At 49.7% G+C, this 26,977-nt stretch carries 24 protein-coding genes; 12 read left to right on the top strand and 12 right to left on the bottom strand.

Annotation, left to right across the window (positions count from 1 at the left end; all coding sequences use genetic code 11):
• Positions 1 to 2: 2 nt before the first annotated feature.
• A complete protein-coding gene (locus tag MED92_RS18755) occupies positions 3 to 1,220 on the bottom strand; it encodes a GGDEF domain-containing protein (RefSeq protein ID WP_007022938.1) in 1,218 nt (405 codons plus the stop codon).
• A gap of 120 nt (positions 1,221 to 1,340) precedes the next feature.
• Positions 1,341 to 4,994, bottom strand: a complete 3,654-nt coding sequence (locus MED92_RS18750) for an EAL domain-containing protein (RefSeq protein WP_007022937.1) — start codon at positions 4,992 to 4,994, stop codon at positions 1,341 to 1,343.
• Positions 4,995 to 5,368: 374 nt separating this feature from the next.
• On the opposite strand from MED92_RS18750, the gene MED92_RS17560 reads away from it, so the two are divergent.
• The 3 genes from MED92_RS17560 (at position 5,369) to MED92_RS17550 (ending at position 8,070) form a co-directional block, all read left to right on the top strand.
• Complete coding sequence (locus MED92_RS17560) at positions 5,369 to 6,166, top strand: tetratricopeptide repeat protein (RefSeq protein ID WP_007022936.1); 798 nt, start codon at positions 5,369 to 5,371, stop codon at positions 6,164 to 6,166.
• Between the two features lie 198 nt (positions 6,167 to 6,364).
• A complete protein-coding gene (locus MED92_RS17555; RefSeq protein WP_007022935.1) occupies positions 6,365 to 7,609 on the top strand; it encodes a YeeE/YedE family protein in 1,245 nt (414 codons plus the stop codon).
• 2 nt (positions 7,610 to 7,611) lie between these two features.
• Positions 7,612 to 8,070, top strand: coding sequence for an RDD family protein (locus MED92_RS17550; RefSeq protein ID WP_007022934.1), 459 nt, complete (start codon positions 7,612 to 7,614; stop codon positions 8,068 to 8,070).
• Between the two features lie 76 nt (positions 8,071 to 8,146).
• On the opposite strand, the gene MED92_RS17545 is transcribed toward MED92_RS17550, so the two are convergent.
• The 3 genes from MED92_RS17545 to lptF all read right to left on the bottom strand — a co-directional run bounded on the left by MED92_RS17545 (position 8,147) and on the right by lptF (position 10,772).
• Complete coding sequence (locus MED92_RS17545) at positions 8,147 to 8,479, bottom strand: four helix bundle protein (protein WP_007022933.1); 333 nt, start codon at positions 8,477 to 8,479, stop codon at positions 8,147 to 8,149.
• Between the two features lie 86 nt (positions 8,480 to 8,565).
• The gene (gene lptG / locus MED92_RS17540; RefSeq protein ID WP_238321535.1) at positions 8,566 to 9,657 is read right to left on the bottom strand and encodes an LPS export ABC transporter permease LptG; all 1,092 of its coding nucleotides are present in this window, start codon (positions 9,655 to 9,657) and stop codon (positions 8,566 to 8,568) included.
• Entirely contained in the window at positions 9,654 to 10,772 is a 1,119-nt protein-coding gene (gene lptF / locus MED92_RS17535; protein WP_040663544.1) for an LPS export ABC transporter permease LptF, read from the bottom strand. The genes lptG and lptF overlap by 4 nt, the downstream gene beginning before the upstream one ends.
• Positions 10,773 to 10,976: 204 nt before the next feature.
• On the opposite strand from lptF, the gene MED92_RS17530 reads away from it, so the two are divergent.
• Together MED92_RS17530 and MED92_RS17525 are read left to right on the top strand one after the other, a co-directional pair.
• Positions 10,977 to 12,473 (top strand): leucyl aminopeptidase, encoded by a 1,497-nt coding sequence (locus MED92_RS17530; protein ID WP_007022930.1) that lies wholly within the window; start codon positions 10,977 to 10,979, stop codon positions 12,471 to 12,473.
• Positions 12,474 to 12,491: 18 nt separating this feature from the next.
• Positions 12,492 to 12,932, top strand: a complete 441-nt coding sequence (locus tag MED92_RS17525) for a DNA polymerase III subunit chi (protein ID WP_007022929.1) — start codon at positions 12,492 to 12,494, stop codon at positions 12,930 to 12,932.
• A 174-nt stretch (positions 12,933 to 13,106) separates the two neighbouring features.
• On the opposite strand, the gene MED92_RS17520 is transcribed toward MED92_RS17525, so the two are convergent.
• On the bottom strand, positions 13,107 to 14,201 hold the full coding sequence (locus tag MED92_RS17520; protein ID WP_007022928.1) for a PrnB family protein: 1,095 nt from the start codon (positions 14,199 to 14,201) through the stop codon (positions 13,107 to 13,109).
• Between the two features lie 364 nt (positions 14,202 to 14,565).
• On the opposite strand from MED92_RS17520, the gene MED92_RS17515 reads away from it, so the two are divergent.
• The 3 genes from MED92_RS17515 to MED92_RS17505 all read left to right on the top strand — a co-directional run bounded on the left by MED92_RS17515 (position 14,566) and on the right by MED92_RS17505 (position 18,889).
• A complete protein-coding gene (locus tag MED92_RS17515) occupies positions 14,566 to 17,421 on the top strand; it encodes a valine--tRNA ligase (protein WP_007022927.1) in 2,856 nt (951 codons plus the stop codon).
• A 181-nt stretch (positions 17,422 to 17,602) separates the two neighbouring features.
• Positions 17,603 to 18,019: a MarR family winged helix-turn-helix transcriptional regulator gene (locus tag MED92_RS17510; RefSeq protein WP_007022926.1), complete on the top strand. Its 417-nt coding sequence runs from the start codon at positions 17,603 to 17,605 to the stop codon at positions 18,017 to 18,019.
• Positions 18,020 to 18,106: 87 nt separating this feature from the next.
• Positions 18,107 to 18,889, top strand: coding sequence for a thioesterase family protein (locus MED92_RS17505; RefSeq protein ID WP_007022925.1), 783 nt, complete (start codon positions 18,107 to 18,109; stop codon positions 18,887 to 18,889).
• A 299-nt stretch (positions 18,890 to 19,188) separates the two neighbouring features.
• Here the strand turns inward: MED92_RS17505 and MED92_RS17500 are convergent, their stop codons facing one another.
• Positions 19,189 to 20,118 (bottom strand): DMT family transporter, encoded by a 930-nt coding sequence (locus tag MED92_RS17500; RefSeq protein WP_007022924.1) that lies wholly within the window; start codon positions 20,116 to 20,118, stop codon positions 19,189 to 19,191.
• Between the two features lie 97 nt (positions 20,119 to 20,215).
• On the opposite strand from MED92_RS17500, the gene MED92_RS17495 reads away from it, so the two are divergent.
• The gene (locus MED92_RS17495) at positions 20,216 to 21,004 is read left to right on the top strand and encodes an AraC family transcriptional regulator (protein WP_007022923.1); all 789 of its coding nucleotides are present in this window, start codon (positions 20,216 to 20,218) and stop codon (positions 21,002 to 21,004) included.
• A gap of 210 nt (positions 21,005 to 21,214) precedes the next feature.
• Here MED92_RS17495 and MED92_RS17490 read toward each other — a convergent pair whose 3' ends face one another.
• Together MED92_RS17490 and MED92_RS17485 are read right to left on the bottom strand one after the other, a co-directional pair.
• The gene (locus tag MED92_RS17490; protein WP_162010877.1) at positions 21,215 to 21,874 is read right to left on the bottom strand and encodes a substrate-binding periplasmic protein; all 660 of its coding nucleotides are present in this window, start codon (positions 21,872 to 21,874) and stop codon (positions 21,215 to 21,217) included.
• A gap of 294 nt (positions 21,875 to 22,168) precedes the next feature.
• Positions 22,169 to 22,906 (bottom strand): type 2 periplasmic-binding domain-containing protein, encoded by a 738-nt coding sequence (locus tag MED92_RS17485; protein ID WP_007022921.1) that lies wholly within the window; start codon positions 22,904 to 22,906, stop codon positions 22,169 to 22,171.
• Positions 22,907 to 23,081: 175 nt separating this feature from the next.
• Between MED92_RS17485 and cadR the strand changes: the two genes are divergently transcribed.
• On the top strand, positions 23,082 to 23,528 hold the full coding sequence (gene cadR / locus MED92_RS17480) for a Cd(II)/Pb(II)-responsive transcriptional regulator (protein ID WP_007022920.1): 447 nt from the start codon (positions 23,082 to 23,084) through the stop codon (positions 23,526 to 23,528).
• A 91-nt stretch (positions 23,529 to 23,619) separates the two neighbouring features.
• Positions 23,620 to 24,255, top strand: a complete 636-nt coding sequence (locus MED92_RS17475) for a cation efflux transmembrane domain-containing protein (protein WP_007022919.1) — start codon at positions 23,620 to 23,622, stop codon at positions 24,253 to 24,255.
• Positions 24,256 to 24,309: 54 nt separating this feature from the next.
• Here MED92_RS17475 and MED92_RS17470 read toward each other — a convergent pair whose 3' ends face one another.
• From MED92_RS17470 to MED92_RS17460, 3 genes are all read right to left on the bottom strand, one after another.
• Positions 24,310 to 25,209: a DMT family transporter gene (locus tag MED92_RS17470; protein WP_007022918.1), complete on the bottom strand. Its 900-nt coding sequence runs from the start codon at positions 25,207 to 25,209 to the stop codon at positions 24,310 to 24,312.
• Positions 25,210 to 25,301: 92 nt separating this feature from the next.
• The gene (locus tag MED92_RS17465; protein WP_007022917.1) at positions 25,302 to 25,871 is read right to left on the bottom strand and encodes a TetR/AcrR family transcriptional regulator; all 570 of its coding nucleotides are present in this window, start codon (positions 25,869 to 25,871) and stop codon (positions 25,302 to 25,304) included.
• A 92-nt stretch (positions 25,872 to 25,963) separates the two neighbouring features.
• The gene (locus MED92_RS17460) at positions 25,964 to 26,395 is read right to left on the bottom strand and encodes a hypothetical protein (RefSeq protein WP_007022916.1); all 432 of its coding nucleotides are present in this window, start codon (positions 26,393 to 26,395) and stop codon (positions 25,964 to 25,966) included.
• Positions 26,396 to 26,505: 110 nt separating this feature from the next.
• Here MED92_RS17460 and MED92_RS17455 point away from each other — a divergent pair.
• A partial coding sequence (locus MED92_RS17455) for a substrate-binding periplasmic protein (protein ID WP_007022915.1) occupies positions 26,506 to 26,977 on the top strand: 472 nt, incomplete at its 3' end.

The raw sequence follows: 26,977 nt of genomic DNA, 5'->3' as shown, positions 1-26,977 counted from the left end.
GCTTAAAGTTCGGGGGCGGTTTCAACTGCCCCCACGACTCGGTTACGTCCAGCGCCTTTAGCCTCATACAAACAATCATCAGCTCTTTTAATCAGCGCATCCAGATCTTTATCTGAATCATCAGCAATCGCAAAACCGATGCTGGTCGTAATTGAGACCGTTTCGTCACCCAGATCAAATCCGGGCTCGACAAGCCTCACTCTCAACCTTTCCGCCACAGAGTAAGCATCACAGTTCGTGATCTCAGGAATCAGGACAATAAACTCCTCCCCCCCGTAACGCCCGATTTCAGAGTAACTGCGAAGCTCCTCCCTTAAGCGACCAGCCACACGCCTTAACAGTTCGTCACCCGCCAGATGACCGTAGTTATCATTAATTCGCTTAAAATGATCCAGATCCAGCATTAGCAACGCAAATTTACGTGCATCAGGACCGCCTCGTTTAAATCGCTGCCACTCAGCTTCCATTCGGCGGGTAATCTCCGCTCGATTATAAAGCCCGGTAACGCTATCAACGGTCGCCAGCGTTTCTAACTGATACTGCTGGGAGATAAGCCGCTTAGCCGCTTTACGCATAAACGCGAAGGCTGTAGTGATTATCCCCAGAACAATCAGAGCCAGCCCCCCGACAAAGAGCGCAACCCCTTGCTGAACTTCACCACGAAACCCTGACATATCCTGATAGATCTCGAAGGCGCCAATGACCTTACCTTCCGGGTTTTTCATCGCTACGTAGCTTTCAACCACATCAACATCAAAGCGCTCTTCATGGGTCAGGTCACGGAACTGATCTTTGTGCTGAATCAAAGAACTTGCTCCGCCATTCAAGGCGACTTGAAGTTCTGCATTCTGGCTAGCGTCAGTCCCAATAATTCGCATATCGGTACTGTAAATAACGATTCCTTTCGGGGAGAACATCTTAATTTTAACAATGCCATAAGGCTGAATGAACGCTCTCAACGTTCGATCCAGGCTCATGATATCCGGAGGTAACAGAGGCGCTTTAATCAGGGCTGCGTCTAATTCGGTACGGTGAGCATTAATGATGGAAGATGCGAGATTAACCGCGTTAGATTCGGCAAGTCGAACCACGTAGCGTTCGTAGATAAGACTGGCCGCATAACCACTCAACACCAGAACCAACACAGAAGAGAGGATAGCAATGGCACAAAACCGACGCAGGAAAAAATCTAAAGATGAAGACAGCTTTCTGGGATTCATATACCAGACCTCTCACTACACCACCCTGGTATAACTTCCCTTCCTCTGGATAAAGCTTAGCAAACGACCGTTCATACTGAACATTTTTTTGGCGATGGGCTATACCCTAAAAGCAGCATACTAGTTGTGGTAGGTAAGAAAGTTGGCGAACTGATCGGCAGGTACCGGCTTACTTCTCAGATAGCCCTGATAGTAATGGCAATTTTTGCTACGAAGAAACGCCAGCTGCTCCTCTGTCTCGACACCTTCTGCCAGCACCTGAAGTCCTAAGCTATGCCCCATAGCAACGATGGTTGCAGCGATAACCATGTCATCTTTGTCAGCAGGAATATCATCAACAAAAGACTTATCAATTTTCAGTACATCCAGCGGGAATTTCTTCAGGTAAGCCAAAGAGGAATAACCAGTACCAAAATCATCAATAGCAATACGTACTCCCAAAGAACGGAGGCTGTCCAAAAGCTGGATAGATTCTTGCTCCCGCTCCATAAGAGCACTTTCAGTGATTTCTAACTCCAGATATTTTGCTTCAAGCCCTGTTTCTTCCAGAACATTAGCAATCACTGGGCGAATATCAGAATGGCGTAGCTGCACTGCAGATAAGTTAACTGCCAGCGCAAAGGGTTCACAGCCTGCATCAAGCCAGGCCTTTAACTGGGAGCAACCCTGTTTGAGTACTAACAAGCCTATATCGTTAATCAGGCCTGTCTGCTCAGCAAGAGGGATAAATTCATTCGGACCGATCAGGCCATGTTCAGGATCATTCCAGCGCACAAGTGCTTCAGCACCCACCAACTTACCCGTAGCGATGTGAATCTGTGGCTGGTAATAAACTTCCAGCTCATTCCTGGCAATGCCTTTGATTAGTCTGGCTTCAAGATCCAGGCGCTTTCTGGCATCCCGCGTCAGTTCCTCAGTAAAGTAATGGAAACGACCACGCCCTTCCGACTTGGCTCGGTATAACGCGGCATCAGCATGCTGCAGAAGCGCCTGAGAATCACCGCTCTGCTCAGGAAACAGGCTGATTCCTACGGAACCACCAATAGCGACCTCATAACCATTACTGATATTCCAGCTTTTCGCCAGCAGCGAGGTGACTTTACTCGCCACTTTGCCGGCATCTTCCGGGTGCTGAATATCTTCAAGAAGAATGGCAAATTCATCCCCTCCCATCCGGCAAACCAGGTCTACCTCCCGCAAACCTTCTTTAAGAATGCTCGCCACCTGCTTAAGAAGTTCATCACCCGCAGAATGACCAAAACTATCATTTACATCCTTAAACCGATCCAGATCCAGAAGTAATAAAGCCAGGGAAGTATTTTTACGACGAGCCTGCGCTAATGCCTGATCAAGACGGGTTTGCAACATCAATCGGTTAGGTAAACCGGTCAACATATCATGATGAGCCAGATGATTGAGTTTCTGTTCCGACTCCTTCAACTGCGAGATATCAGAGAACACTCCAACGTAGTGATTCACCCGGTTATCATCATCTTTAACGGCACTGATACTTAACCATTCAGGATAAGTCGTACCATCTTTACGACGATTCCAGATCTCCCCCTGCCAGCTCCCAACATCATTAATGCTTTCCCACATCTCATGATAAAACTCAGCGCTGTGGCGACCCGACTGGAGGATTTTCGCCGGCTGCCCAATCACCTCATCTTTGCCATATCCAGTCAGCGAGCAAAATGCCTCATTAACCATCTGGATCTGACCATCAACATCGGTGATCATCACCCCTTCATTGGTACTTCCAAATACCGCAGCAGCCTGACGAAGGCGATCTTCATAATTAATTCGCTCGGTAACATCGCGCAGGAAAACAAAGAACCGTCCCCCACCTCCAGACCAGTAAGTAGCATTCACTTCAACATCATAAATATCACCGTTTTTGCGACGATGCTTGGTCAGGAATCGCTGCCCACCCTGATGTTTTATCAACTCAATCCGCTTTTTAGTCACATCCGGAGTTTCGATGGCATCCAGATCACCAATGCTCATCGACATTAACTCTTCGCGACTGTAGCCCGACATTTTCGCGTAAGCTTCGTTTACATCAAGAAAACGGGCTTGCTGGTCAACAATCCAAAAGCCATCTTGTGAGGTAGTAATAATACTGAAATAGGTTTCAGCGCTCTCTTTTAATGCCTCAGAAGCAAGCCTTTGCTCAGTGATATCTTCGAGGATCGCCAGAAAACCGTGCTCTGTAGTTACCCCCGATGCGGTAATCAGTTTTGTTTTACCCTGCTTACAGATCACCTGATATTCAGCGGCTGGGATGGTGTGGTTGCCAGACTTAGCCCCATCTAACGAGTGCCCCCAACGCGTTCTGACCTGATCGCGGTATTCTTGTTGGGGGTGGGCCTTAATAAACCAATCTTCCAAAGTCGGAACATCGTCCTTCGTATAGCCAAAAACCTCGGTAAAACGTTTATTTAAACTCAATACCTCGCCAGAAAAACTCACATAGGCCATCGAGATAGGGGATTCATCAAACAGCATGCGAAAGCGCTGCTCGTTTTCAATCAATTTCTGCGTACTTTCCATCCGCTCAGTCAGATCTCGGGCAATGGCAACAACGTACTCTCGATTGCCTAACTGAACTAAACGCGCCTTTACCTCAACAGGAAACACACTACCATCAGCACGGCGATGATCACTGATCGTTAATACTTCCCCTTCCCTAAGCTTTGGAAGAAAGCTGTCAAACCAGTACTCCAGATTTGGAACCGCAACCGAAAAATCCACCACGCGCAGATTGAGCAGTTCCGCTAAAGGCATTCGAAGATTATCAGCAGCCTTTTGGTTCGCATCCAGAATACGGCTATCTTCGGCATCGATAACAAAAATCGAATCACTAACCTGATCGACCAGATCCTGGTAGAACTCACGTTGCTCGATTTCTCTTAAACGGGATTCAGAATCAAGGAGATCTCGATTTTTTCGATCCAGGGTTTCCTGAAGGTACTCTATATAAGAGCCCTGCAAAGATTTTGCTATATCGTGACGGGTAAGGATTCCGGCTAACACTCCTTTATCGTCAACAACAATAAGACGGCGAATCTTTTCCAGCTCCATCCTGCGGCTCGCAGTCTGCAGCGGCATATCCGGCAAAACAATCTGCAGAGGTGAAGACATAACCTCCTGGATAGCGACAGAGGAGCTATCAACACCTTTAATAGCGAACCTAACAACATCCCGCTCGGTTATCACACCCACCGGCTTTCCTTCAGACATCGCTACGATGCAACTAAAATGGGTTGTATTCATCAGGTCGACCGCCTGACTAAGGGGAAGGTTAGCTTCCAGGGTAGCGACACTTTGAGACATCGCGCTACCAACAGTTTTCAGTTCAACAAGGTATTCGATTCCCATGTGATGCAGGAAATCACCTTCACTTGCTAAACCCAGTAACTTACCTTCTTCATCTACCACGACCAGATGACGAACCTTATGTTCCATCATCTTTTGATAAGCTTTTGCATAGCCGAGATTCAGAGGCACAACTAAAACCGGATGAGTCATTACATCACCCATCCGCATCTCAGATATCGACCGTTTCTCAGCCATCAGGCGAATGGCGTCTTGCTCTGTAAAAATGCCAATCGGCTTATCATCGGAATCAACGGCGACAATGCTACTGATCGCATTGGTCTGCATCAGAGTCAGAACATGTGCTAAATGCGCACTAGCCCCCACCGTCATAACGTCCGGTGTAATGATCGCCTTTAAAGGTATCGACTCAAGTTCGATGGCATTCAGATTCATAGTGCGGTTTCAGGATCCTTTGAATTTAGCCTAGTCGATTATATTAAGGCGCGCTTTAGAAAACATTGATATAACACCTAAGATGAACATCCATTAAATAATCATTAGATGTATAATAAATACACCTTTTGTTGTAGTATTGACCCACCGCAAGAAACTGAGCACGTAGAGTAGTTTTGGGGCGAATAGTTAGTATAGAATCGCCGCACATTAGATTTTACTAAATTAACTAGACCTATAAATCAGCATTTTTGCCGGCGAGAGAATACCGCTAACTAAGAATAGTTACTTAAGGTAATCAACAAATGCGTTGCAATATAGGTATAATTGTCGGCCTCTCTCGAACCCTAACTAATTTAAGTGGGCAACACTCGATGAAGAAACAGATCCTTTTAGCAGCAAGTCTGATGCTAAGCATCAGTGCGACAGACCTGATGGCAGCAAACCTCGGTAAGGGCAGCGTAGCGTTCGATAAACAAGACTACGAAACAGCCTATAAAGAGCTAAGCCCGCTGGCAAAAGAGGGTAACCCTGACGCACTTAATATGGTTGGCCAAATGTACGAAAACGGCTGGGGCGTGGATAAAGACGAAGCCAAAGCAGTGCGTTACTACAACCGCGGTGCGTCTTTGGGCCACCTGGGCAGTGTAAACAGCCTGCGCGCAGTCAAAGACAAAGAGTACAAGAAAGAGCTGCTGACTGTTGAGCCTGCTGCAAAAGCCGGTGATGCCAAAGCTCAGAACCGTCTGGGTGAAATGGCCGAGTTCGGCTACGGCATGAAACGCGATCCAAACATGGCAATCCAATGGTACAAGCAATCTGCTGAACAGGGTTATGTTCCAGCGCAGCATAACATTGGTCGCGCCTACAACTTCGGTACCGGTGTCGAACAGAACTTTGTAGAAGCGGAACGCTGGTATCGCCAGGCCGCAGAACAGGGCCACACGGATGCAATGTTCTTCCTCGGAACACTTTACTCTAACGAGCACGGTTCCCAGAACGACGTTAACACCAACATTCTGGCTTATGCCTGGATGCACAACGCAGCAGAACTGGGCAACCGTACTGCCGTTGAAATTGAAAAGCGTCTGATCATGAAACTGAACAGCAGTGAACTGAGCGAAGCGAAAGCGCTGGCTGAAGAGTATCGTAAAACATACGTAGGTCAGTAAGCGGAGCACTTCTATAAGAAGTACTGCACTTTTTATACTATGGCGATCTCAGGATCGCCTTTTTTATTTCCTTATATTAATTTCTACTTAAGCAGCGCTGAGTTTTCTCCTGACTGGTGATATAATAACCAGCTCATTTTTGCGAGTGGGCGAAGATCCGCCGTACCTGTAACACAGTTCTATACGACGTAAATACTTATGAATAGCGTGGAAACGCCCTCCCCTGATATTGCTGTTGAATCACAACCACAATCAAAAACCTTACTGGTACCGGGTATCGCTCTGGCCCTGTTTGGTTATTGCCTTTATTGGCTGCAAGCTAATGAATCTTCGCAACAGATGTGGCTAATGCTGATTGGCGGCTTCCTCGGACTGGCCCTGTATCATGCTTCTTTTGGCTTCACGACGGCCTGGCGTAACTTTATCGTTAATAAGCGAGGACGCGGTCTGCGCGCGCAAATGGTGATGCTAGCCGTTGCAGTATGCCTGTTTTTCCCTGCGCTTGGTGCTGGCGAGCTATTCGGTGAAGAGGTCCGCGGCTACATTCGCCCTCTCGGTTTTTCCGTACTGATTGGCGCCTTTATCTTTGGTATCGGCATGCAACTAGGCAACGGTTGCGCTTCTGGCAACCTTTACCATGCCGGCGGTGGTCAACTACGGGCGATACCCAGCATGTTTGGCTTTATGGTCGGCGGTTTGTGGGCCACCGCGGATTATGAGTGGTGGATGGAGCTTCCCCAGCTGGCACCCGTTTCTGTGATTGAAAGCACAGGGGTTATCCCGGCTATTATTCTCAATCTGGCTCTTTTTGCCGCAATCGCTGGGTTTACGCTTTGGCTGGAAAAACGAACCCACGGTGAAGTTGAAACCGATCGCCCTTTGCGCGGTATTACCGACTGGCGCCGATACCTCAAAGGCCCCTGGCCATTTATCTGGGGCGCTTTGGTTTTAGCCCTGCTGAACTTTACTACCTTGGCGATGACTGGCCGGCCATGGGCTGTAGCAGTCGCTTACCCATTATGGGGAGCAAAGCTAGCCATGCTGCTGGAGTTGGAGCTGGAATTTGATTTCTGGACCTACTGGCTACAACCGGGCCGAGAAACTGCCCTGGAAGAATCCCTGACCAGCGATGTTAATTCCGTTATGAATGCAGGCGTATTGCTCGGGGCCTTTGCCGCCGCAGCCTTTGCCGGTAAGTTCTCTTTCCAATGGAGACTCCCGGTTCTGCACTGGATCGCGGCCCTGCTGGGCGGTGTTATGCTTGGCTACGGCGCAACCATCGCCTTCGGTTGTAATATCGGCGCGTATTTCGGTGGTATCGCCTCTGGCAGCCTGCATGGCTGGTTATGGTTAGTCGCTGCATTTGCAGGAAGCTACGTAGGCAGTTATATTCGCCCTCTGTTTAAACTGGATACCAAAACCTCAACCCGAAGTGCGTGTTAAACATGAGCAGAGCTTTTAAAGAAACCTACGACGACATCAAGATTGCCAGCCCACTAAAGCGACTCGGCGCCTTTGTCTACGACATGATGATTATCGTTGCCCTGCTAATGGTCTCCACCGGGATTATCACAATGGCCTTTAACGACGGCGAAGCCGTAGAAGGACCTCTGTTCCAGTCTTTCCTGTTTATCCTGCTGTATGTATTTCTCTCTTACTTCTGGATGCGTAACGGCCAGACTCTGGGCATGCTCGCCTGGCGTCTGCGAGTCCAAACCACTGAAGGGGAAAGACTAAACTTCGTAAAATGCCTGCTACGCTACATCGTCGGCTGGATCTCACTCCTCGCCTGCGGCGTCGGTTTTCTGTGGATGTTCATCAGCAAGCAGAAGATGACCTGGCACGACATGGCATCCGGCACCCATGTGGTTGAGCTGCCTAAGAACGCTAAAATTTTAGAATAAAGCGGTTAAAATCTGCTAAATACAGCTAAATGCTGGCGCAAAAGCGATGAATTCGTTGCACACCCTAAAACTACTATTATTGTAGAATTAAGGTATTGAGCATTTTCTTAATGTAAAACACTTCGGCATACCACTTGTCAGCAAGATCGACAGGGATGAAACCAACCTGTTTTCCAATATGGATTTGCGTGCGCAGCTCAGCAGCAGAGCCCTTTGCGTAATAAAGAAACTTCTTGCGATCCTTTTCTGAGCCTCTCTCAAAGCCTTCAGCAATATTACTTGGAATAGATAAACCACTTCGAGTAATCTGATCCTTGAAACCGAAGTCCGTACATTGAGAAAAGTGCTGATAAAGTTCGCAGCTCAAAGAGCATGCTCGCTTCCAAACATGAAGTGTTTCAAAACTCATAACAACCTCCTTGTTGTTAAATGGTTTTAGTTTCTATCCTGCCCTTCACCGCTTCCGGCTGATTTCAGCCGCTTTATTCTGCCCTTCTACTTCGCCCTATTAAGCAACCAGAACCCTACGCCGATACAGATCAGGATTGGGATCATCACTGCAACGAATGGGTAGAAGCCGAAGACTGCGCTGGTCGGGCCGAGGATATCCTGAGAGAGTTTAAAGACCAACCCGACAATGATGCCGGTGATCAGGCGCTGGCCGAGGGTTACGCTACGTAACGGGCCGAAGATGAAGGAGACTGCCACCAGCACCAGCGCGAAGATCGCCAGGGGCAGAAGGAGTTTGTTCCAGAAAGCGATGCGATATTGTTCTGATGCCAGACCCTGGTCCGTCAGATAATTGCTGTATTGAACCAGGCCAGAGATCGACAGGTTAGTTGGCTGAACCATCACCACCTTCAGAAGGTCCGGAGTTAGGCCGCTTTCCCAGATCTCCTGCTCAATTTCGGTTGTGACGATACTGCTGGTTGCCCTCTGCTCACGACCTTTAGCGTCAGGGAAACGGGATTCCTGAATATCAGTAAGTAGCCACTTACCATCCTCGTAACGCCCAACTTCCGCGAAGCTGGAACGCTTAAGGGTCAGGTCTTCATTAAATTCATAGCGGGTTACCCCACGCACTGAACCATCGGGAATCACCGCATTGATATGCAGGAAAGTCATATCGTCACGATGCCAGACCCGGCTGGCATCATGGATGGCACCGCCGCCGGTCAACATCACCTGACGATGACTCTGGGCTCGCTGCTCGGTGTGCGGTACCACAAACTCACCCAGACCCAGTGCTAAAGCGATAATCAGCAGCACCGGTTTCATGACTGAAATGATAATGCCCAACGTCGAAATACCCGCCGCACGCATTACCGTTAATTCGGAACTGGAAGCCAGAATACCCAAGCCTAACAAGCAGCCGATCAGGCTCGAGAGCGGGATAAACTCATATAAACGGCGCGGCAGGGTCAGCAACACATACTCAACAGCAGCAGCAAAACTATAATTGCCTTGCACATCTTTTAGCTCTTCCACCAGCGCGAACAACATATCCAGCCCGGCAACAACCAGCAGCACAACTAAAAAGCCGCCCAAAACATGGCGAGCAATATAACGATCGATAAGGCTCATCATTTAGCTCCCTTCCATGGTAAACGGATGCTAGGCATTGGGATCTGGTTATAGACACGGCTCCAGAAACGGCCAAACAAGATCATATTTAAAGCAAAAGCGGCAAAGACAAAATGAACAATCCAGATAGTCAATGGCGACGTTTCACCTTCACTGACATTGCTGGTGGTATTACTCAGAATGGTTATATAGGTCAGATAGATAAGGATTGATGGTACTAACCGGGCAAACCTGCCCTGTCTTGGATTAACACGGCTAAGCGGCACCGCCAGCAAGGTTACCACCAATGCCAAAACCGGTAGGGATAGTCGCCAGTTTAGCTGCGCTTGATGGCTTGGCTCCTCAGAGCCCCAGAGCATCGCAGTGGGAAGCGCCTCAACCTTGTCGTAACGAATCTCCTGATTACGGCGCTCAACCTCTGAGCCATAACGCTTAAATTCGACTTCTACGTAATCAGATTGGCCCGGCTCACCCTCATAGCGGTAGCCTTCCTCAAGTACCAGAAAACGCTGCCCCTTATCCTGATCGATCAGGGTCGAACCGGTCTCAGCCACGGTAATCTGTAATCGCTGAGTACTGTGGTTACGGTCCGCCATAAAGACCAAACCCAGAGTCCCGTCGTCTTTTACTTCGTCGGTATAAGTTACCCTTCCGGTATTCTTATTCTTCTGGAAACGCCCTGGCACCAGGCTTTCCAGCTCACTGCGACCTTCCTGATCATCAAAAATCTTATTCGTTTCCGAAGCCCCATAAGGGGATACAAACAGACTCAGGCTACCCACAATAACCGCTACGAAGATCGCAGGCCCCATGGAGTAGGACACCAGACGTTTCTGGCTCATACCTGTGGCTTCCAGCACGGTCATCTCACTTTCCAGGTATAAACGCCCGTAACCCAGCAGGAAACCGAGGAACAAACCCAAAGGCAGAATCAACTCAAGGAAACCTGGCAGGCGGTAAGCCATAATGGAAAACAATACGCTTGGGTCTAATTCACCCGCAGCCGCCCGGGACAGATACTTAACAAAACGGCCACTCATAATGATTACCAGCAACACAGCGCTGACGGCAAACATACTGAGCAGCACTTCCCGTGCTAAATAACGAAAAACGATCACTAGAAGTCCTTACTGGGTCCGATAAACCTGACCTAAAACTGTTACCGACCGAAAAATGGTTTATATTATTGGCCTTTACTACGGATGAAACTGTTTAAAAGCCTGATGCTGGATATTTTCGATCTAATTTTGTACCTGCATTATCCTTTAATCCGTCACCTTTGTCTCGTTTAGCCGGCCAAGAGCCGTGAGTTTGGAGCTAACATGGATTTTGAAATCGTAAGTGGTGATATTTCTTCACTGGAAACCGAATGTTTAATCGTTGCTATTGAAGCTGACAACGCCCTTTCACCTGCGGCAAAAGCTGCAGATGAAGCAAGCTCTGGCTATATCAGCGAGATTCTCAGCGGTGGCGATATCAGCGGCAAAACGGCTCAGACTCTGCTTTTGCACAAAGTCCCTGGCCTGGCGGCTAAACGCGTTCTGCTTCTCGGCCTAGGTAAAGAAGATGATCGTAACAACCGCAGCTATCGCAAAGTTGTAAAAGCGGCGATGGGCATCGTGAAGAGCACAGGTGTTAGCAGCGCAACTTTCGCCCTGAATACAACCCTGACCAACGATGACGATAACTACCGTCAGTTACGTCACCTGGTTGAGTGGTCAGGTAACGAGCTGTACACCTACGACGAAACTAAGAGCAAAAAAGCGGATCCACTGAAGCTGGAACAGATCGCAATCTATGTTGAAGACATTGATTCTGAAATCGCCGAAACAGCGCTACTGGATGGCACCGCCATCGTAAACGGTACCAGCATCGCCCGTGACCTGGGTAACTTGCCAGGCAACATCTGTACCCCGACTTACCTGGCAGAACAGGCGCTGGAACTGGACGACGAATTTGACGAGCTGACCACCACTATTCTTGAAGAAGATGAGATGGCAGAGCTGGGCATGAACAGCATGCTATCCGTAGGTAACGGCAGTGACCAGCCATCAAAACTGATCGTAATGGAATACAAAGGCGGCCCTGAAGGCGAGAAACCTCACGTACTGGTTGGTAAAGGCATTACTTTCGATACCGGCGGTATCTCCCTGAAGCCAGGCGCAGGCATGGACGAAATGAAATTCGACATGTGCGGTGCGGCTAGCGTATTCGGCGCGATGACTTCGCTGTGTGAAATGGCGCTACCAATCAACGTGGTAGGTATCGTTGCTGCGGCTGAAAACATGCCAAGTGGCTGCGCAACTAAGCCGGGTGACATTGTTACGACGATGTCCGGTCAGACTGTTGAGATCCTGAACACTGACGCAGAAGGCCGTCTGGTGCTATGCGACGCCCTGACTTACGCAGGCAAATTTGAGCCAGCATCTGTTGTAGATATCGCAACCCTGACCGGCGCCTGCATTATTGCGCTGGGTCACCACGCAACAGGCGTGCTTTCTAACAACGATGATCTGGCTGCAGAACTTCTGGAAGCGGGTGAACAGGCAGCCGATAACGGCTGGCAGCTACCCCTATGGGATGAGTTCCAGGAACAGCTGGACTCCAACTTTGCGGATATCGCCAATATCGGCGGTCGCCCAGGTGGCACCATCACAGCAGCATGCTTCCTATCCCGCTTTACCAAAGAGTACCGTTGGGCACACCTGGATATCGCAGGCGTAGCCTGGAACAGTGGCGGTAAGGACAAAGGCGCAACGGGCCGTTGTGTACCGATGCTGACTCAGTACCTGCTGAACCAGTCCGCAGAAGAGGAATAAGCCTACGGGCTGAAAGCTATGACCAGTAAAGCTGATTTTTACGTACTGCCTTCCAGCGATCCCGATGCCCGGGGTCGCTTCCTTTGTCGTCTTGTGGAAAAGATCGGAGCCCTCGGCCACCAGATCTATATCCAGACGCCCGACGAACAGGAAGCCAAACGTATTGATCAGCTGCTCTGGGAATACCGCCCCGAAGCGTTTATCCCCCACCACCTGCTCGGCGATGACAAAATCAGTTCACCGGTTCAGATTGGTTGGAACGAACAACGCCCCGAGCATAAGGATGTCTACGTCAATCTGAACCTCGACATCCCTCAGGACGCTCTGGAGTTTGAACGCATTCTTGAAGTGGTCGTACAAACTGAAGACGTCCTCACCTCAACCCGTAAGAACTACAAAACCTATCAATCAAACGGCATTCAGATTGATATGCATGATATGCGGAAGAAGAGCGGCTGAAATCGGCTGAAATCGGCTGGAATCGGCTGGAATCGGCTGGAATCGGCTTTCCAGGATTATCAGCACGCACGTAAACATCAAGCAGCTTAAGGCTACATGCAGATATAAGCAGCTACTTGCCGCCCTTATCAGCCTTTATCCGCCTTTATCCGCTTTCCTCTGCTTTTCCCCGCCTCATGCAGCTTTTACCCCTTTCTTATGCCCCCTGGTTTCTTCAATCAGGAACTTCAGCCAGCGCATGTAAGGTGTGCCGCCGGTGCCTTGCTGATCGTTGCAGCGCCGTGCAATGTATTTGATTGCCCAGTGGTAATGCACTTCACGGAAGCAGGCCATCTGCTCTAATACCGCATCAAATTTTGCGCTGCTGGCCAGGAGTTTAATATCTGGCATCGCCCTAACCTGCTCCAGCAGTTCCCGATCGTAACGGGGCATATACTGACGCATATCGTAGAGATGGCGGATCAGTTTATTGTCCTGATGGGGGATCTTCATCAACTCGGTAAGGAGCGGCATGATCGAGCTTTGTGCGCCGGTTTCGCCGCGGAAGCTGATCGGGTTGATATTCACCCCCTCATAAACCACCTCATTAAACTGGCCGATGTAAGGGCGGAACTTGGCAAAGTACAACTCATCTGACATCCGCTCCGGAATCCGTTGCAGAACCTGAATAATCGAGGTCATCGCCGTGTTGATCTGATCCAGCGCCGCATCTACCTCCTGGGCACCGCACTCACCTTGCAGACTCAACACCGCTTCAAGAATCTGTGCCGCCAGAGCTTCAATCTCCACATGCACCAGAATAAACCAGTGCTCATCATAGAGATGGACAAAGTTCTGAATGGTATCGATATTCCCCAGTTGGATAGGTTTGCGCAAATCAAAACGCCGCCAGTTATACAGCGCGTACCCGTCATAACTAAGAATCGGCGGCCGCTGCATCAGCTCGGCAATTTTGCATAAGGGCTTAGCCAGATTAGCTGGCAGTGAATGGCAATGAGGCTGGCCGATCTGGTTAACATAGCCCGAAGCGATAAACCCCAGCCGTACGTAGTACAGACAAGCTTGTGGCCAAAGATCATCAGGAATATTTACATAAGGCCAGTCCGGCACATAAACCCGGCGCAGATAATCCCGGGCATCTTTCTCTAACAACAGACTCGGTAACGAATTACCCACCGTATCCAGAACCGAATAAGGCTCCCCCAACGCCAACTCAGTCGCCGGATCCTGGCAAGGTAAAAAACCGCGTGTGGCATAACACTGGTTCATGTTCGTGCCCTCCGCAATAACTTTAATACTTTTAAGTATAGAAGTATTAAAGGCGGGTAAAGGGCTGCTAAAGACTGCTAAAGACTGCTAAAGACTGCTAAAGACTGCTAAAGACAGTGTAAATTCTAAATATATAGCGACAACCAACTGATGTAGCATTTTCTTATTCGCTTAATCCGTTATTCCCTGCTTTTGGCTGCCCCTTTCCGCTTCTAACTACTCATTCCCGCCTTTAGCTGTTTTTAGCCGCTCTTATCTGGGTTTAACCGCTTTAAACCTGTATAATGTCGGACTTTATGCGTGCTGCCCAACCATCTTTGGGGCAGCCTTTAATCCGACAGATTTTCAGAAGAACCAGAGCGCAATGGATACGACTTACCAGCCGCACGAAATCGAGAAATCCTGGTACAAAACCTGGGAAGACAACAACTACTTCGCACCACAAGGCGAAGGTGATTCTTACTGCATCATGATTCCGCCACCGAACGTCACCGGTAGCTTGCACATGGGTCACGCTTTCCAGCACACGATCATGGATGCTCTGACCCGTTACAAGCGTATGCAGGGTAAGAACACGTTATGGCAGGTCGGTACTGACCACGCGGGTATCGCAACGCAGATGGTTGTTGAGCGTAAGCTGGCGGCTGAAGAGCAGAAGTCCCGTCACGACCTGGGTCGTGATGCGTTCATCGAAAAGATCTGGGAGTGGAAAGAAGAATCCGGCGGTACCATTACCCGCCAGATGCGTCGTCTGGGTAACTCTGTAGACTGGGCGAACGAACGCTTCACCATGGACTCAGGTTTCTACCATGCGGTTCAGGAAGTCTTTATCCGTCTGTATGACGAAGGCCTGGTTTACCGTGGTAAGCGTCTGGTTAACTGGGACCCGAAACTACACACCGCGATCTCTGATCTGGAAGTTGAGAACAAAGAAGTCAAAGGCAAGATGTGGTACCTGCGTTACCCACTGGCCGATGGCGTTAAAACCGCAGCTGGCGAAGACCACATCGTTGTCGGTACAACCCGTCCGGAAACTATGCTGGGTGATACCGGTGTTGCGGTTAACCCGGAAGATGAGCGCTACAAAGACCTGATCGGCAAAGAGATCGTCCTGCCGCTGGTTGGCCGTCGTATCCCAATCGTTGGCGACGAACACGCCGATATGGAAAAAGGTACCGGCTGCGTAAAAATTACCCCAGCGCACGACTTCAACGATAACGAAGTGGGCAAGCGCTGCGGTCTGCCAATGATCAATGTCCTGACCTACAACGCGGATATCCGTGATCGGGGTGAAGGCTTTAACACCGACGGCACACCCAACAACGAAGTCGACACCACTATCCCGGAAAAATACCGTGGCATGGAGCGTTTCGCGGCACGTCGTGAAATCGTTGCAGATTTTGAAGCAGCAGGCCTGCTGGTTAAGATCGAAGAGAACGACATGACGGTACCTTACGGCGACCGTGGTGGTGTTGTTATCGAGCCTATGCTGACTGACCAGTGGTTTGCCGATGCTAAAACACTAGCAAAACCAGCGGTTGAAGCGGTAGAAAAAGGCGATATTAAATTTGTACCACAGCAGTACGAGAACATGTACAACGCCTGGATGCGCGACATTCAGGACTGGTGTATCTCCCGTCAGCTGTGGTGGGGCCACCGTATCCCGGCCTTCTATGACAACGAAGGCAACGTATACGTAGCCAACGACAAAGAAGCTGCCCGCGAGAAATACGGTCTGGACCCGGAAGTTGAACTGCGTCAGGACGACGACGTACTGGATACCTGGTTCAGCTCCGCACTCTGGACATTTGGCACGCTGGGCTGGCCTGAAAACACTCAGCGTCTGCAGACATTCCACCCGACGGATGTACTGGTAACCGGTTTCGACATCATCTTCTTCTGGGTGGCGCGCATGATCATGATGACCATGCACTTCATGAAAGATGAAGACGGCAAGCCACAAGTACCGTTCAAAACGGTTTACGTCACCGGTCTGATCCGTGACGAAAACGGCGACAAGATGTCCAAGTCCAAAGGTAACGTTCTGGACCCACTGGATATGATCGACGGCATCGAGCTGGATCAACTGCTGGATAAGCGTTGCGGCAACATGATGCAGCCACAGCTGGCTGAGAAAATCGGCAAACGTACCAAGAAAGAGTTCCCGGAAGGCATCCAGGCTCATGGTACTGACGCCCTGCGTTTCACCCTGGCTGCACTGGCTTCAACGGGCCGTGACATCAACTGGGATATGAAACGCCTGGAAGGTTACCGTAACTTCTGTAACAAGATCTGGAACGCAGCCCGCTACGTGTTAATGAACACTGAAGGTGAAGACTGTGGCCAGAACGGTGGTGAAGTTGAGCTTTCACTGGCAGATCGCTGGATCAGCAGCCGCCTGCAAACAGTAGAAGCCGAAGTAGTAAAACACTTCGACGAGTACCGTTTCGACATGGCATCCAAAACACTGTACGACTTCATCTGGAACGACTACTGCGCATGGTACCTGGAACTTTCTAAGCCGGTATTGTGGGACGAAGATGCATCCGCAGAAGCGAAGCGTGGCACTCGCCGTACACTGGTTCGCGTACTGGAAGTAATCCTACGTCTAGCACACCCGATCATGCCGTATATTACCGAAGAGATCTGGCAGCAAGTGAAAGACCTGGCCGGTGTTGAAGGCGACACCATCATGACTCAGGCTTACCCAGTTGCTAATAACGACAAGATCGACGCAGCCGCTGAAGCCGATATCGAATGGCTACAGGGCGTTATTACGGGCGTACGTAATATCCGTGGTGAGATGGGTATCTCCCCTGCTAAAGAGCTGGACGTACTGTTCCAGAACGGCAGCGAACTGGATCAGCAGCGTCTGGAAGCGAACCGTACCTTCCTGTCCAAACTGGCATCCCTGAGCAGCATCACTTGGCTGAATGCCGGTGACGAAGCACCGATGTCGGCGACTCAGCTGGTTGGCGATATGGAAGTGCTGGTACCAATGGCTGGCCTGATCGACAAAGGTGCTGAACTGGCGCGTCTGCAGAAAGAACTGGATAAACTGCAGAAAGAGATCGGCCGCGTAGAAGGTAAACTGGGTAACGAGAAGTTCGTATCCAATGCACCTGAAGCAGTTATCGCTAAAGAGCGTGAGAAGCTGGAAGCATCCAAGTCAGCATTCGATAAGCTGAAAGAGCAGTACGGCAAGATCGAAGCGCTGTAAAAACAGTTGCTAGAACGCTTTGCTGCTAGTGGTTAGCTGCTAGAAATAGCTTAAGACTTAAAGCCCAGACTTCGGTCTGGGCTTTTTTTGTGGGCAACAGGCACCGATCTAGAAAAACCAAGAGCCCTTGTAGATAGAAAATTACTTTGCATACAAAATAAATTCAGCCTATGATCACAGCATGAATAAAGAACTCACCCCACAAGATTGTATTTTCCATCTGCTGGTTAAAGCCTCGAAAGCGGGCAACCGCTGCTGGAAGCAAGCCACGGCCGATCTAGGCCTGACCGCCGTACAAGGAAAAGTGCTTAACTTTATGCACAACTGTGGGGAGATTACCGCCAGCGAACTCAGTAAAGAGGTAGCAATCGATAACGCTACCCTCACTGGCCTGCTGGACCGCCTGGAAGCACTGGAACTGCTGGAACGGCACACTAAAAGTGATGACCGACGGGCGATACTGATTCGCCTGACTGATCAGGGCCAGACGCTGGCCGAAGAGCTTTATCAACGCTGGCAACCGGCGAACGAACAGTTCCTGGAAAACTTTTCCGATGCAGAAACCGCCATGCTAAGGGATATGCTGAAACGGTTTTAACTAAACATTTGACTATTTATTTCGCATACGAAATTTATATACACAAAATATTTGTAAAGCTTATATACAAATGACGGGAGCAGATCGATGCACATTGATGAGATTCTTAACTCAATTCACTCAGGTGAAAATGTACTCATTCCGGAATCATGGGCACAAGGACGAACCACCTTTGGCGGCCTGACCGCAGCCATACTCTGCCAGGCCACCTCGCTGGATGTTGATCCCTCACGCCGGTTAAGAAATTTCGAGGTCGGTTTTGTCCGCCCGTTGGAAGCATTAAAGCCCTACGAGATCAGTGTAGAAACCCTCGCCAATGGCAAAACTGTCACCATCAAATCAGCGCGGATCATCCAGGAAGGCAAAGTACGTGCAACGGCACGGGCAGACTACGTATTGCCATTAGAATCCGACGTCAAAATCGATACCTTTACTGCACCTAACCTGAAACAGCCGGAAGCCTCAGTCGCACTTGAAGGCGACCACCTGCCCAACTTCTTTAACTACTTCGACGGCCACGTCGCCACCGCAGGCATTCCGTTCAGTGGCGAAGAAGTGCCAGAGCTGGGAGGCTGGGTAAAATTTAAGGAAGCACCACAAGCGATTAGCGACGCTCATCTGGTGTGCATGATCGACGCCTGGCCACCCACGGCATCTCCCCACTATATCGGCTTTAAACCCCTATCGACGATCAGTTGGAGCATCCACTTCGCCAACTCCGCCAGCCGCCTCTCCCCAGAGGATTATCTGGGCTATCACGCCAAAGTTAACTTCGGTGAACAGGGCATTAGCTCATCCAATGCAGAGATCTGGGGCGCAGATGGGCAGCTGCTAGCCACCAGCGTGCAGACTAATATTATTTATGGGTAAGGTGATTAAAGGCGGATAAAAGCAGGTTGAAGCGGTTAAGGGCAGATAAAAGCTGAATAAAGCATCGAAGGACAGATAAAAGCTGACTAAAGCAACAGAGGGCAGATAAGGGCGGGAAAATCTTTGAACAGCAGCTCTTACCGCAATTAGCAGGTTTCAGCAGAACTCAGCCGTACTTAACCGCTCTTATCAAGTTTCAGCAGACCTTAGCCGTACCTAGCCGTTCTTATCAGATCTCAGCCGAACTTAGCTGCTTTTATCAGCCTTTAGCCGCGCAGCGGCGTCCTATCAGCTAGCAGCTAGCTTCTGAAAGAAGCGAAGCGCCCTGCTTGCTGCGAAAGCCACCCATGCCCACTGACCAGCAGAATGCCGATAATGATCCCCCCGGCACCGACGATAAAGTTCGGCTCGATCTTCTCATCCAGCCACCAGCTACCTAGCAATACACCGAACAGCGGGGTCATAAAGGAGAGGATACCCAGCTGTGAAGCTTTATAACGGGTCAGCAGCCAGAACCAGAGCAGGAAGGCGAGAAAAGCAACAACAACGCCATGAAATGCCAGGCTGGCCCAAACCTCCGGTACAGGATCGATCTCGGTTTGGCCACTCCAAAGTGACCAGAGACCGAGCACAACAAACGCCACCAGCAATTGATAGAGCAACGTCTGCTTCGCCGGTAGAGCAGACAAACCGGTAGCACGCACCACCACCGTAGTTGCCCCCCAGGCGGCACCGGCCAGCAGGGCAAGAAAATCTCCCCAGAGAATGGCCGCATTCAGGCTATTATCGCCTCCGCCCATAAAGGCAACGGCCATGCCTGCAAAGGCGAGAATAATGCCAAACCATTGCAGGCGGCTCATCCGCTCGTTGGGGATTTTGATATGCAGCCCAATCGCTGCAAAGATCGGCGAGGTATAGAGAAACACTGTGGCATGGGAGGCATTGGTGTAGCGCAGCGCCTCACCGAGGAAGAGGAATTCCAATGTGAACAAAATACCGATCCATAACGCCGGAAACCGGTTTTCCGGGGCTAGCTTTACTTGAGATCGCTTGGTTCTGATCAGCAGTAACAACAGAGTTGCAGCAATACCGTAACGCAGGGCGATCTGGAACACCGGAGCGATATGATCTGCCACCGCTTTAAGCACCACCTGCTGGGAAGCCATGATCAGGCAGAAGCCAAACATGCAGGCGAAAGCAAACAGATCGAGTGGTTGACGGGTTCCCATGGTAATTCCTCTGAACGATAATCCGATCTATTCTGCTTTTGTCTGAAATACTAGATATAGCTAGAATAAGACAAACCATCATTCAGATCCGCCAGCTATGTCGAAAAAACCACATATCCAGCAGCCACTCACACTCGAAGAGCTACCGGAACCGATCTATTACTTTTTACGCTCGATGCCGGAAGACACTATCTACCCGGCCCAGACTCACCCCTGGGGCGAATTTGTATTTTCCTTTAGCGGCGTGCTTGAGCTACATGCGGAGGAGCAGGAGTTTCGGGTACCACCCAACTTCGGCCTTTGGCACCCAGCGGGGACTGAGCATCAGGGCGGCAACCGCAACGCCTCTGAGCACTGCTCGCTGTACATTGATGATGAATTGGCAACCAAGCGGGGCATGCCGAAAACCAGCTGCGCTTTATTGGTTTCCCCGATGCTGCGCGAGATGCTCATCCACCTGCGAAACCACTTTCCTAAACCGCCCTACACCGAGCAGGAGAGTCGTCTGCTCGATGTTATCCTCGATCAGCTGATCGTCACTCCGATTGCCGGTAACTACCTGCCCGATTCCAAAGACCCCCTGATCACCCAGGTACTGGCTTATCTAAAAGATGACCCCGGTGCGAATCACTCGATCCGCGCTATCGCCGAGCAGTTCGGCATGTCGGAACGCACCCTGGCACGTAAAGCGCAGAGCGAGTTGAATATGCCCCTGAGTGAATGGCGACAACGCCTGAAAGTTGTCCGTGCTGTACCGATGCTGCAAGAAGGCACCAGCGTCGAAAGCGTCGCCCTCGACCTGGGCTACAGTACCGCCTCAGCATTTATCGCCATGTTTAAACGACTACTGGGAACGACACCGGATGAGTATAGGAAGAAGCGGTAAAAGTCGGCCGAAAGCAGAAAAAAACAGAAAGAAGCAGTAAAGAGCAGCCAGAACCTGATAACAGCAAAATAGAAATAACCTGCTCTTAACCGAATTTAACCGGCCCATCGCGTTGAGCTGATCCTATCCGATTGTAACAGCACTTATCCGCCCGCCCCGCCTTCGGCCGCCCCTATCCGACCCAAGCAGCTTTTATCCGCCTTTACTCTCCTACATCAAATACTTCTTGTAGATCTGCTGGTATTTATCCGAGGCTTTAACCTTATCCAGCGCTTTCTGCCAGCGCTGGATAACCTCGTCAGGGATCTCTTTCGAGCAGGCGATATAAAGGGGAAACTCAACCAGTTTTACGTCAGTCGCGACTAATGAATCGACCGGTTTGCCCATCATTTTAAGGTAGTGGGCAACACCCAGTGGACTGACATTGACCGACAACTCAGCGCGATCGGAAAAGAGCAGTGAAAACTGTTTTTCACGCTCAGAGAGTTTAATCACGTTGGTAATACCCAGCGCAGCGACCCGGCTCGCGACCAGGCCTTTATGGGGCACAGTGATCAAGCGGGCTTGCTTAATATCCTTAATACTGCGGTATGTTTGAGGGTTGTCTTTGCGTTTATAGAAATACACCGCTTGCTTCGATATCGGCCCCACCCATTTGAACCTGTTCTCTCGTTCAGGAGTTCTGAACAGGGAGAAGTGCATCACATTAGGTAGGGTTTTCAGCATTCGATCCCCCCGAGCACCAGGGTAGATTTCGATAGGATAGTGTTCACCGAGCTCATCCATGACCGTATGAACAATCTCTGTGGAAAAACCAACGACTTTACCTTGATCTCTGTAGTTGTAAGGCGCCCAGTCTTCCGTAATCACCCTGAGTTCAGGTTGGGAATAAACCAGCCTTGGCCCGAACAAAAGTGACAGTAGAAAGAAATAACTTAAGAAAATTAGTTTTCTGCGGCCGGAATCCACAAAGCTTAAATTAAGAGGTATTACTTCCATAAACTAACAACGCCCCTACAGCATTCCTTTTACTTTCTTCCACCTGCTTGAAGATTTTTGACAGGTGCCGCTGATCCATTTTGTCAGCAGCACACTTCAGTATAGATCAGTAATATTGGCTATGCTGTCCTATCTGCAAGAAAGAGCATTTTTCAGAAAAGGAGGCTATTGCTTACTTTCCATAAGGATCCTGCGCCTTAGGGTGCCTTCGGGGGCAAGCTCAGAAACCGCTTTGATGAAGCGCTGTTTTTCTTCTGTGGTAAGGTAATGATTACCACCGGCTAACCAGACAGTTTCATTATCCACTGCCTCACCAATGATGATGTCATGCTTTAAATTGAACGATTCACAAAGCGACAATCCTTCATTACAAGGCGTATACCAGGCGGCATTAGTACGCTTAGCCAGCACGCCTTCAACCAAGCGCGGGTCATCAAATGGCACTAGATTGGTAAAACCAAGTTCCTTAAGCCTTTGCTGATGGGAAGAGCCTCGCCAGACCATGATTCCCTCCAGTTTTTTTGCCTCTTCATAGGAGTTGATTGGCCGCGTGACAGTAAGAAAACAGATGGGCACTTCCCAAAGCTTTGCCAACCAGTTAAAGCGCTGTTCTCGCTCAGTAGTGCGGGTCAGGGGAAACAGCAGATAGTCCGAAGACTTTTCCGTTTCAAGCACTGCACGGGACCAGGGCACGATACGGTAATTTAATCGTACGTCCGCTTTATCTGCAGCCTGAGCAAAGAAATCCGGATAAACACCTTCTACACCTTGATCGGTCTGCTCCAGCAAACCTGACATCAGCTCTGTTGAGACAAGCGTCACCTCTGAGTGATTCCCAGCACGAACAAATGATGAGACGCTCAGCATGAGAAACAGAGCGATACAGAGAAACTTAATCGGCACAAATGCTCCTTAGTTTGAGCTATACAAAGTCCACGTATAGTTCAAAACCCGTTAGCAATAGTCTGGCTAATAACCTCCCTACCTGACATTTAACTTTAGCACACCGCCAAAAACATGAACTTACTTGAGATCATAAAACCCTATATCTACTATAAGGTTTAAGGAGGTACATCAAATGAAGATTGGTCAGCTTGCGAAGCGCGCAGATTGCGCTGTTGAAACGATCCGTTACTGGGAGAAAGAAGGCTTACTCCCGCCACCCTATCGTTCCTCCAGCAATTACCGAATCTATAATGAATCACACCTCCGGCGTTTGCTGTTTATCCGTAACTGCCGCAGCCTGGATATGAGCCTTGCTGAAGTACGCCGCCTATTAGACCTTGGCGATCAGCCTGCGGAAAGCTGCAACGAGATCAATGATCTGGTCGATGAACATATCGAGCACGTAGTTAAGCGAATTCGTGCGCTTCAGTCGCTCGAGACAGAGTTACGCACACTTCGTCACCGTTGCAATAACGATAGTGATATTGAGCACTGTGAAATTCTAAAGGGTCTCGCTGAAGGTGAACCCACCGAGAGCACACAATCCGATAGCCATGTGGACGGTTTACACGGCCACTGAACACTAGCAAATTTACTCAGCTGGCAGCCTTGACCCTATAGCTACTACAGGGTTTTAAATATCCTTATTAACCATTTCGAGGATATTAAAGATGGCCGGATGTAGCTGTGACGCTAAACATTCCGAAGATACGCTTAAGAACGACCGGTTTCGCCGTGCCTTATGGATCGCCCTGTGGATCAATGCCAGCATGTTTGTGGTGGAGATTATCGCAGGTTTCAATGCCAGCTCGGCGTCACTGTTAGCAGATGCGATCGACTTCCTCGGCGATGCTGCAAACTATGTTATCTCACTCTCTGTATTATCGATGGGGATGCTCTGGCGCTCCCGTGCTGCCTTGGTCAAAGGCTCAACCATGCTACTGTTTGGCCTGTTTGTGATCGCCAAAGTGGTATGGGACTTTATCCACGGCACTACACCTGAGGCTCTGACGATGGGGGCAATCGGTTTCCTCGCCCTGATCGCAAACCTGACCGTGGCCATTCTCTTATATACCTTCCGCAGTGGCGATGCGGATATGCGCTCAGTCTGGCTATGCAGCCGTAACGATGCCATCGGCAATGTCGCGGTAATGATTGCGGCTGCCGGGGTATTCGGCAGCGGACAAGCCTGGCCCGACCTGCTCGTGGCAGCCATTATGGGTAGCCTAGCCATAACCGCGGGACTAAGCGTGATTAAGCAGGCGAAGCGAGAGATGATTCAGGTAAAAACCGTAAAGGGCAGATAGACTCTGCCAAATACAGAAAATTTCGGCTAAGGGCAGCATCGCATTGAGCCGCCCTTAGCCGCTTCTAGCTGCCTTCAGCAGTTTTATTCCTGACTTATTAGCGTTCGCTACCCCTATCCCGATCACCACTATCGCAAAGCCGACCCAGTCAATCATTGTTGGTACCTGATTAAACAGCGGCCAGGCGATCAAAGCCGCTGCTACCGGGATACCGTAAAACACACTCGCAACCTGCGAGGCGCTGCTTCGACTGATCAGGATATACAGCAAGGTCACCGCACCTAATGAGACACCGATTGCCATCCAGAAAATCGATATCACCAAATCCAGATGCCACTCGATCTGCATCGTTTCAAAAGTCATGGCAAGCAGGAACATCAACGGTACTGTGCCCAGGACCTGGAGCGCACCGCCACTGATCAGATGCATATCTGCACAATGCTTTTTTTGCACCAATTGACCCAGTGAAAGCCCTAACAAACCCACAACCGCCCAGATAAGCGTAGCCGGGGTTATGCCCTCTACAGCCAGACCATCAGCCACGACCAGAGATACACCGGCGACCCCAATAATGAGCCCGAGCCAGCGTTGGATTGAAACCTCTTCCTGCAAATAGGGGCCTGCCAAGACTGTCACTAACAGGGGCTGCAGTGCAATAATCAAGGCACAAACCGCAGGTTTCATCCCCAGGTACATGGCGTAAAACACCCCCGCTGAAAATACCCCCTGAAGGAGGAAGCCCACCAGCAAAAACCACCCTGGATTTTTCGGCCAGGGAGCATCCAGCAGTAAAGCACCGACGGCTAATAAACCTCCGGCAATCAGGAAGCGAACACCCAAGAACGTAAAGGGTTCGCTATAAGCCAACCCCAGCTTAGCCCCAACAAAGCCGGAGCCATACACAGTAATAAACAACAAGGTAAGCAGCGCTGTTTGATTGGCATAGATACGCATGGCAGTTCTCCATATCAACTTTACATACCAGTAGGTACAATTAGTATTTATAAAAAAACCTGTGCTGAGACAGGCTTTTAAAAATCGATCAGTTAATGACGCTTAAGGCTCTCTAGCAAAGTCATAAAGCTTCCACTGGTTTCATCAACAATCTGATCCTGAGAAGTGGCTTTCCCCACCACAAAACCGCCCTGGATAACACTTAAAGTCAGGGTAGCCAAAGCTTCAGCAGGTATCGTCTTGGCTAGCTTGTCCTGACGCTGCGCTTCTTGGTAAATTCCACTGAAACGCTGATGCATCGTAGAGAAATACCGGTCTAAAGGCGCTAGAAGCTGGTCATCCCCAACCGATGGATCCTGAACAATACGTCCCATTCGACAGCCTTTCAAAGCATGTCGAGGAAGCTGCAGGTAAGCACAGACTTTATCGAACCAATCACCTGAGCTTTGGCTGATTAAACTATCGAATTCCGCGATCAGATCATCCGCCCTCGCTTCCATCGCGGCAACTGCAAGATCCTTCTTGCTTTTGAAGTGGTGATAGAAACTACCCTTGCCCACACCACTTCGCTCAAGCACATGGTTTGGGCTGGTTGCATCATAGCCCCGCTCCCAGAGCAGTTGCTTCATCGTATCAACCAAAAGATCACGTGTCGTAGCCATCAAAAGCCTCTATGGCGATTAAATAATTACAAACATACTAGTAGGTACAGAGCAATAATCAAGGAAAATCTCCAACTGCTTGTGATTTTGTTTTAAAAGCGACGAGGAACCGGACGCTCAATGTAATCGAACCTATCACCCCGTTCATAGAGAATATAATGCTCCCAGGCCAACACATCCCAAACACTGTGGACAGCGTAAACCGGCGGAAGGCGATATAGATTGGCCGAAAGGATTTCTGGCTGATATGGGTTCCCAGGAGGCTGCAACATAAGGTTTTGCAGCTCAGAAGCACTCCATTGATAGGCTTTTTTAGGTAGCTTATAGCCTGCTGCAATTACGTGTTCCTGAAAAGATGGAACAATCAAAGACAACGACTGGCATGCGTTACGCCCCTCAATGCAAAGCTCCCCCTTCGCGGTATCGAGCAGATAATGCTCTCTTTTAACAGAATGACTATAACTGCCCGCACAACCTACCATCAGCCCCGTGACAAACAGGATCGATAAAATTTTCCCGCTCATTGTTATCCTTTCTTTTCTAGGTTCATCCCTTTGGACTATATTGGATAGCATATAGTTCAGCGGTATAACAGGGGGAATGGACGCCCTAGTGGCTAGGTGAGGTCCATAAGGTGACAAGATTTTTAACTCTGTGTTTTTCTTTTCTTCTGATCATTAGTGCCCAGGTCCGGGCTGAAAAGCTGATTGTTGGCGTAGACTCCTGGCCTCCCTTTCGTTTTGTAACCCCCGATAATGTCTGGGGCATTGATCATGAACTCTGGAACACCTTAAGTGAACGCATGGGGTTTGAAGTTGAATACCTGAGGTGCCCCTGGAAGCGCTGCCTGAAAATGATGGAGAACGGCCAGATTGATGCGATGAGCGGCTTAGCCTGGCGTGAAGAAAGAGCCCTCTATATCACATATACCTCGCCCAATTATTACAGCTGTAGTACCCAGTTGTATCTTCAGCATGGTAATTCACGCAGGGTTGAGAAACATCGCGATCTGCACACCATGACCGTGGGTATGGTCGGAGGGTCTGCCTATTACGAAGCCTTTGATAAAGACACGACGATCCTGAAGAAAAGCGTGACACAAGAAG

Source organism: Neptuniibacter caesariensis (assembly GCF_000153345.1).
Taxonomy (GTDB): domain Bacteria; phylum Pseudomonadota; class Gammaproteobacteria; order Pseudomonadales; family Balneatricaceae; genus Neptuniibacter; species Neptuniibacter caesariensis.
Note: the sequence above shows the minus strand (reverse complement) of the source record. Positions and strands in the feature narration are given on the sequence as shown.